3 protein-coding genes are annotated in these 1,546 nt (G+C 73.0%); all 3 read left to right on the forward strand.

From position 1 onward, the window contains the following. Positions 1-629, forward strand: a 629-nt coding sequence (locus IG05_RS0140885) for an FtsK/SpoIIIE domain-containing protein (RefSeq protein ID WP_030349161.1), incomplete at its 5' end; no start/stop codon positions are given. Between the two features lie 84 nt (positions 630-713). Then, a complete protein-coding gene (locus tag IG05_RS48735) occupies positions 714-872 on the forward strand; it encodes a hypothetical protein (protein WP_199808486.1) in 159 nt (52 codons plus the stop codon). Next, on the forward strand, positions 872-1,546 hold a 675-nt coding region (locus tag IG05_RS0140895; RefSeq protein WP_030349162.1), incomplete at its 3' end, for a DUF2637 domain-containing protein. The genes IG05_RS48735 and IG05_RS0140895, both read left to right, overlap by 1 nt.

Raw genomic sequence — 1,546 nt, forward strand, 5'->3', positions numbered from 1 at the left:
GCATGGAAGGGATCTACCAGCTCATCCGTGCCGAACAGCGCATCACCGCCGCGGTGCCGGACGCGGAGATAGCCGCCGACATCTGGGACCTGCCCGACCGTCTGCGACCGGTGCCGGTCGTGGTCCTGGTCGATGAGGTCGCCGAACTCGCCCTGTTCGCCAGCAAGGACGAGGAGAAGCGGCGCGACCGCATCATCACCGCCCTGGTCCGCCTCGCCCAGCTCGGCCGTGCGGCCGGCATCTACCTGGAAATCTGCGGCCAGCGCTTCGGCTCCGAACTCGGCAAGGGCGTCACCATGCTCCGCGCCCAGCTCACCGGCCGCACCGCCCACCGCGTCAACGACGAGACCTCCGCGAACATGGCCTTCGGCGACATCTCCCCGGACGCCGTCCTCGCCGCCATCCAGATCCCCGCCGAACTGCGCGGCCTGGCCATCGCCGGGGACTCGACCGGTGGCTGGCACCGTATTCGCGCCCCGCACACCTCGCTCCGGCAGGCCGTCAACACCTGCAACCGCTATGCCGACCGCACCCCGGACCTGCCCGAGCTGGCCCCCTTCCGGCCCGAGCTGACCAGTTCCTCTGAGGCCCCGGTGCCACTCTCCAAGACGGCCCCCGTCACGGCCTGACTTCCCCCGCCCCTCGATCGACGCGACCGTCCTTCGCGCCACGTCCCTACCCCTGCCATGCCTGATGAAGGGAGAACCCCCGTCATGTGCCCCGACTGCGAGGACTTCGCCCGCACTGTCCTGCTCCTGGGCCAGCTCGCCCTCTACGCCGACACCACCGGCGCCGACCTCGACTTCGTGGACGCCGTCAGCCCGTCCCTGGCCGCCTCGCTCCCGCAACCGCCGACCGGTGAGGAGTCCTGATGGCCGCCCGTCACGGCCTGCGCGTGGACGCCGTCCTGGTTCAGGCCGTTATCGCCGGAGCCTTGTCCTTCGCCCACCTGCACGACCTGGCCGCCGCTGCCGGACAGGACGGCTGGAAAGCCTGGGCCTACCCCGTCTCCGTCGACCTGCTCCTGGTCGCCGCCTGGCGACGGCTCCGCAGCGAGGGCCCGTCCCGCTTGGCCTGGTGCTGGTTCCTTATCGCCCTGTTCGCCTCGCTGGGCGCCAACGTCGCCACCGCCGGGTTCCTCGACCTGACCGATCCGCCCGCGCTGCTCCGCCTGGGCATCGCCGGATGGCCCGCTCTGGCCTTCCTCGGCGGCACCCTTCTCGCCCACTCTGCCAAGCAACCGACGACCGAACCGCCGGCACCCGCCGCGGCCCCGGAACCCGAGATCGTGGACGACCGCGAACCGGCCCCCGAACCCGCCCCGGCCCCGGAGCCCGCTACAGCCACCCAGCCCGCTCCGGCCCCGGTGGAGGAACCGGCGGCCCTTCCGCCCGCCGACCCGGCGCCCGCGGTTCCCCCCGTCCTCGTTGACCACGCCCGCAAGGTCGCCGCCGACTACCGCGACCGCACCGGCGCCCCCATCGACACCGACACCCTGCGCGCCCGCCTCGGCGTCCCGCCCCACCTCGCCGACGCCATCGCCGCC

Origin of the sequence: Streptomyces sp. NRRL S-1022 (assembly GCF_000720135.1) — a bacterium.
Lineage (GTDB): Bacteria > Actinomycetota > Actinomycetes > Streptomycetales > Streptomycetaceae > Streptomyces.